Origin of the sequence: Tabrizicola sp. (genome assembly GCF_016792905.1) — a bacterium.
GTDB lineage: Bacteria > Pseudomonadota > Alphaproteobacteria > Rhodobacterales > Rhodobacteraceae > Tabrizicola.
Map to the genome: position 1 here is coordinate 47,198 of NZ_JAEULP010000038.1, position 6,548 is coordinate 53,745.

Sequence of the window (6,548 nt, forward strand, 5' to 3'; positions counted from 1 at the left end):
GCTTAGCCCCTGGCGATCAGCCAGTCCAGCGCGCGGGTCGGCAGCACCCGGCGCAGGAACCCCATCGCATAGGTCGGGGTCGTGACATAGTAGCGCGGCTTCGGCCGCCGGTCCTCCAGCGCGCGGATCAGTTTCGCCGTCACCGCCTCGGGGCCCAGCTCGAAAGTATCCTTCTTGGTCTTCTTGTCATAGAGCCGCCCGCGCAAGGAGACATACTGCTCGCGCCGAGCCGACTGCTCCCAGTCGATCCACTGCTCGAAATGCGGAATCGCGTTCTCGCGGATTTTTGTGGCGATCGGCCCCGGCTCGATCAGGATCACCTCGATCCCGGTGCCCTTCATCTCGATCCGCAGGACATCGGTCAGCCCCTCCATCGCGAACTTCGTCGCGACATAGGCCCCGCGCCATGTCAGCCCCACCAGCCCCAGCACCGAGGAGCAATTCACGATCCGCCCGTGACCCTGCGCCCGCATCAGGGGAATCACCCGGCGGGTGAGGTCGTGGTAGCCGAAGAGATTGGTCTCGAAGATCTCCCGCAATGCCCCGCGCGGCAAATCCTCGACCGCGCCGGGACAGGCAAAGGCGCCGTTGTTGTACAGCGCATCCAGCGTGCCGCCGGTCCGGCGCAGCACCTCGGCCACCGCCTCGGCAACACTCGTCTCGTCGGCATAGTCGAGGCGAAAGCTTTCCAGCCCCTCGCCCCGCAGTGTTTCGCAATCTGCCTCCTGCCGACAGGTGGCGAAGACCCGCCACCCCCGCGCCTTCAACCCCCGCGCGGCATCAAGCCCGATGCCCGAGGAGCATCCGGTGATCAGGATCGAACGTTCGGTCATCAATGCCCCCGGGCGACAGGCCCGTCAGGGGGCCTCGGCGCTCAGGTAGCGCAATGCGACGAAGCCTTCCACCCCGTCGCCCTGGATCACGATCCGCGCCCAGTCGCTGTCGACGGCCTGCACCATCAGCGTCGCCTCGCCCGAGGCAAGCCGACCGACGATTTCCGCATCCGTCGAGGGTTCGGCCCGGACATTCACCGAACTGGCGGTGACGTACCAGATCGTCCCCTGGCCGCCGTCGGGCACCTCCGGCGTGGGGGCGGCGGGCACTGCTTCGTTGCCGACGGTGGCCAGCGAGAAGACCGGCTCCTCCACTTCGGTTACAACCGTGCGGGCGGGCTCCACATAGGGCTTCGGCGTGGCCTCGGCCACCGCCGTTTCCTTCATCACAGGCGCAGCCGCTTCCACCACCGGCGCCGGCGCCACGGTCGCTGCCGGTTCGACCGCGGGTTCCGCCGCCGCAACCTCGACCGAATCAGCGCCCGAAACGTCGCTGACCCCCGGCCTGGACGCCTTGGCCGCCGCTTCTGCCAGCCCGGGGCGCAATTGCCCGCGATCAACCCCTGCAATCATCAGGGCGGCATACATGCCAATACACAGAATCAAGGTCATACGCAGCATGGTGGGTCCGTTCTTACTCTGCGCCGGTCTTAGCACAGGCTGATCGCGAGAGTGCAGGAAAAATCCACAACCCTGACGATGGTTCCGGGTTCCGCGATGCCATCTGGACCGGCGGCATGGTTTTGCCTACACAACATCCATGACAGCTGACGACGACGAGCCCAAGATCGAGGGGCCGGAAGGCCTGACCACCTCCGAACCGCTCTCCCGCGCCATCGGTGAGCGGTATCTGACCTATGCGCTGTCGACGATCATGCACCGTGCGCTGCCCGATGCGCGCGACGGGCTGAAGCCGGTCCACCGGCGAATCCTCTGGGCGATGCGGCGGTTGCGGCTGACGCCGACGGGGGGGTTCCTGAAGTCAGCGAAGATCAGCGGCGACACGATGGGGGACTTCCACCCGCACGGCGACCAGGCGATTTATGACGCGATGGCGCGCTTGGCGCAGGATTTCAACATGCGCTACCCGCTGGTCGACGGGCAGGGCAACTTCGGCAACATCGACGGCGACAACCCGGCCGCCAGCCGCTACACCGAAGCGCGAGTCACCCACGCCGCCGAGGCGCTGATGGAAGGCATCGACGAGACCGCCGTCGACTTCCGCCCGAACTACGATGGCCGCCTTGAGGAGCCCGTCGTCCTGCCCGCCGCCTTCCCGAACCTCTTGGCCAATGGTTCGTCCGGCATCGCCGTCGGCATGGCCACCAACATCCCGCCGCACAACCTGGATGAGCTGATCGACGGCTGCCAGGCGCTGCTCGCCGACCCTTCGCTGACCGACGAGGCGCTGGTCGCCCTGATCCCCGGCCCCGATTTCCCGACCGGTGGCGTGATCGTCGAACCGCGCGACTCGATCCTTGAGGCCTACCGCACGGGGCGCGGCGCTTTCCGCCTGCGCGCCAAATGGGAGGTGGAAGACCTTGGCCGCGGCACCTGGCAGATCGTCGTCACCGAGATCCCCTTCCAGGTCCAGAAATCCAAACTGATCGAGAAACTGGCCGAGCTTATCCAGATCAAGAAGGTGCCGCTCCTGGCCGATGTCCGCGACGAATCCGCCGAGGATATCCGCCTGATCCTGGAACCCCGCGCCCGGAATGTTGATCCCGATGTGCTGATGGGCAGCCTGTTCAAGAACTCCGATCTCGAAGTGCGCTTCTCGCTCAACATGAACGTGCTGATCGACGGCCGCGTGCCGAAGGTCTGCTCGCTGAAGGAAGTCCTACGCGCCTTCCTCGACCACCGCCGCGACGTCTTGCGGCGTCGATCCCTGCACCGGACCGAGAAGATCGACGCCCGGCTGGAAGTGCTGGAGGGCCTGCTGGTCGCCTTCCTCAACCTCGACCGCGTGATTGACATTATCCGCTACGACGACGACCCCAAGGCCGCCCTGATGGCCGAGGACTGGTCGAAATCGCACATCCGGGCGACTTCGGAGAAGGACTATGTGCCGCCCGCCAAGGGCGACGGCCAGCTGACCGAGAACCAGGCCGAAGCCATCCTCAACATGCGCCTGCGCAGCTTGCGGCGGCTGGAGGAGATGGAACTGAACGCCGAGCGCGACGCGCTGATGAAGGAACGCGCCGATCTGGCCGACCTTCTCGACAGCGAGCGTCGCCAGTGGAAGCGCATCGGGAAAGAGCTGGACGAGATCCGCAAGCTTTACGGCAAGGGCACCGAGCTTGGCCGCCGCCGCACCCAGTTTGCCGATGCCGCCGAGATCGAGGACATTCCCTATGAGGCGATGATCGACCGCGAGCCGATCACCGTGATCTGCTCCAGGATGGGCTGGATCCGGGCGATGAAGGGCCATGTCGATCTGGCGGCGGAACAGAAGTTCAAGGACGGCGACGGCCCCCGCTTCGCCTTCCATGCCGAAACCACCGACAAGATCCTGCTGGTGGCCGAGAACGGCCGCTTCTTCACCCTCCTCGGCGCGAACCTCCCCGGCGGACGTGGCATGGGCGAGCCGGTGCGGCTGATGGTGGACCTCGCCAATGACACCGGGATTACCGACCTGATCATCTATCGGCCGGGGCAGAAATTCCTGCTGGCGTCCTCGGCGGGCGACGGATTCATCGTGCCCTCGGAAGAGCTTCTCGCCCAGACCAAGGCCGGGAAAGCCGTGCTGACCACCCGTGACGGAGTGAAGACCGCCGTCTGTGTCCCGGTCGCGGGGGACACGGTGGCCGTCGTCGGCGACAACCGGAAGATGCTGGTTTTCCCGCTGTCCGACCTGCCGGAAATGGCCAAGGGCAAGGGCGTCCGGTTGCAGAAGTACAAGGACGGCGGGTTGTCCGACGCGATCACCTTCACGAAGGCCGAGGGGTTATCCTGGAAGGACCCGGCCGGTCGCACTCGCACGGAAACCGACCTGATCGAATGGACCGGCGCCCGCGCCAGCGCCGGCAAGATGGCCCCGCGCGGATTCCCGAGGGACAACCGGTTCACCTGACCGACCCGCCTCTCACATTTGCCCAAATATCCCCGCCGGAGGCTCTTTTCCCGAGCCGGTTGCGCGTTCTTCACGCGCAGAGGCGAGACAAAGGCTTGCGCGGAACGCGCTCGATTCATAAGCCGCTCCCAACCCGCGCGACAGTCAGTCGACTCGCTCCACCTTCAGCCAGACCCCGCCCTCCGGCCGCAGCGTCAGGATCATCACCGGCTTCGGCTCCCTCCCCGGCAGGGCCGAGAACCGGAACCGCGCCAGCAGCGTCGCCAGAATGATCACGGCCTCCTGCAAGGCAAAGCTCGCCCCGATGCAGATGCGGGGGCCGTCGCCGAAGGGCAGGTACTGGAACCTCGGCACCGCTTTCGGATCGGCGAAGCGGTCGGGGCGGAAGGCGTCGGGGTCATCCCACAGCTGGCGATGCCGATGCAGCGCGTAGATCGGCAGGATCACCGTGTCGCTTGGCCGGACCTCGCGCCCGCAGAGCACATCCGCCGCCATCGCCGTCCGCGACAGGAAGGCTGCCGGGGGATACATCCGCAACGCCTCGTCCACGATCCGCCGGACCAGCGGCAGGGCGGGCAGGTCCGCCACCGTCGCTGCCCGGTCGCCCAGCACGCCCGCCGCCTCCTCCCGCGCGGCCGCCTGCACATCCTGATCGAACGCACAGAGGTACAGCGCCCAGCTCAGCGTCAGCGCCGTCGTCTCATGTCCCGCGACGATGAAGGTCAGGAGGTTGTCGCGCAATTCCGCCGTCGTCATCCGCCGTCCGCTTTCCGGGTCGGCGCCTGCCATCAACAGGTCCAGCAGATCGGGCGGCGTCTTCGCCCCTTCCGCCCGCCGCGCGTCAATGGCCCGGTCGGCCAGCCGCTTCGTCGTCCGCGTCGCCCTGCCTGTGAACAGCCGGTTCGGCCGCGGCACCCAGGGCGGCGCCCCCATGACATCCAGAAGCGAGATCTTCGCCGTCGCCCCGATATACTGCTCGATCGCCTGATGCACGGCCCCCCGGTCGAAGCCCGACCCGTCCGAGAATGTCACGTCCGCAATCACCTCGAAGGTGGCAGAAACCATCTCCTCGAACAGGTCCGCCGCCCCGCCCGCCCGGTCCAGGCGTGCGACCGACCGCTCCGCCGCCGCCGTCATCACCGGTCCCAGCGCCGACACGTTGCGGTGGGAAAAGACCGGCGCCGCCGTCCGCCGCTGCCACAGCCACTGTGCCCCTTCGGCCACGAACAGGCTGTCGCCGATCGCGGGCTCCAGGATCAGCTTCGTCACCACAGATTTCGGGTATTGCGCCACCTTGTCACGCAGGACCTGCTTCAGGCCCTCCGGGTCCATCAGCATGTGCCAGCGCTTTCCGGTCCGGCCCGACAGGATCGGCACCCGGGTCGCCACCTCGGGGATCAGCTCCAGCACGTTCCTTTGCGCGGCACGAAAGCTGGCCCAGACGCCCATCGGCGTGGTGTGCAGCGGAACCCGGACGGGCAGGGGGGCGAGGGCGTCACGCATGATGCCTGAAAGATAGGCCGCCCCGGGCCACCGGCAAAGTGCCGTCCTGCCGCACGGCCCCGATCAGGCTTGAAATTCCCGCGTCCAGGGTCTAAGTCGCCGCCCGTATCACCAAGGGCCCTTTCGGCCCGAACTGGACAAGGGCGGATAACGCGATGGCGAAGGCAAAGTTTGAACGGAACAAACCGCACGTCAACATTGGCACGATTGGCCACGTTGACCATGGCAAGACGACGCTGACGGCGGCGATCACCAAGTATTTCGGCGAATTCCGCGCCTATGACCAGATCGACGGCGCGCCGGAAGAGCGGGCTCGCGGCATCACGATCTCGACCGCGCATGTCGAGTATGAAACCGCGAACCGCCACTACGCCCATGTCGACTGCCCCGGCCACGCCGACTATGTGAAGAACATGATCACCGGTGCCGCGCAGATGGACGGCGCGATCCTGGTGGTGGCGGCCTCGGACGGCCCGATGCCGCAGACGCGCGAGCACATCCTCTTGGGCCGCCAGGTCGGCATCCCCTACATGGTCGTCTACATGAACAAGGTCGACCTGGTGGATGACGAGGAACTCCTCGAACTGGTCGAGATGGAAGTGCGCGAGCTTCTGTCGTCCTACGAATACCCCGGCGACGACATCCCGATCATCAAGGGCTCGGCCCACCAGGCGATGATCGGCGAATCGAAGGAGATCGGCGAGAACTCGATCCGGGCGCTGATGGAGGCGGTGGACAGCTACATCCCGACGCCGCAGCGCGCCGTGGACCAGCCGTTCCTGATGCCGATCGAGGACGTGTTCTCGATCTCGGGCCGCGGCACGGTTGTGACCGGCCGGATCGAGCGTGGCGTGATCAACGTCGGCGACGAGGTCGAGATCGTCGGCATCCGCGACACCAAGAAGTCGACCTGCACCGGTGTCGAGATGTTCCGCAAGCTCCTGGATCGCGGCGAGGCTGGCGACAACGTCGGCGTCCTCCTCCGCGGCGTGGATCGGGACGGGGTGGAGCGTGGCCAGGTGCTGTGCAAGCCGAAATCGGTCAACCCGCACACCAAGTTCGAGGCCGAGGCCTATATCCTGACCAAGGAGGAAGGCGGGCGCCACACCCCGTTCTTCGCGAACTACCGTCCGCAGTTC

At 66.5% G+C, this 6,548-nt stretch carries 5 protein-coding genes; 2 read left to right on the forward strand and 3 right to left on the reverse strand.

Features of this window, described 5'->3' with window-relative positions; translation table 11 throughout:
* Positions 1-2: 2 nt before the first annotated feature.
* Positions 3-833, reverse strand: a complete 831-nt coding sequence (locus tag JNL31_RS08960; protein ID WP_294972483.1) for an SDR family oxidoreductase — start codon at positions 831-833, stop codon at positions 3-5.
* A 24-nt stretch (positions 834-857) separates the two neighbouring features.
* Complete coding sequence (locus JNL31_RS08965; RefSeq protein ID WP_294972486.1) at positions 858-1,454, reverse strand: SH3 domain-containing protein; 597 nt, start codon at positions 1,452-1,454, stop codon at positions 858-860.
* Between the two features lie 139 nt (positions 1,455-1,593).
* On the opposite strand from JNL31_RS08965, the gene parC reads away from it, so the two are divergent.
* Complete coding sequence (gene parC / locus JNL31_RS08970) at positions 1,594-3,906, forward strand: DNA topoisomerase IV subunit A (RefSeq protein ID WP_294972489.1); 2,313 nt, start codon at positions 1,594-1,596, stop codon at positions 3,904-3,906.
* 144 nt (positions 3,907-4,050) lie between these two features.
* Here parC and JNL31_RS08975 read toward each other — a convergent pair whose 3' ends face one another.
* Positions 4,051-5,409 (reverse strand): cytochrome P450, encoded by a 1,359-nt coding sequence (locus JNL31_RS08975; protein ID WP_294972491.1) that lies wholly within the window; start codon positions 5,407-5,409, stop codon positions 4,051-4,053.
* 155 nt (positions 5,410-5,564) lie between these two features.
* Between JNL31_RS08975 and tuf the strand changes: the two genes are divergently transcribed.
* A partial coding sequence (gene tuf / locus JNL31_RS08980) for an elongation factor Tu (protein WP_294972493.1) occupies positions 5,565-6,548 on the forward strand: 984 nt, incomplete at its 3' end.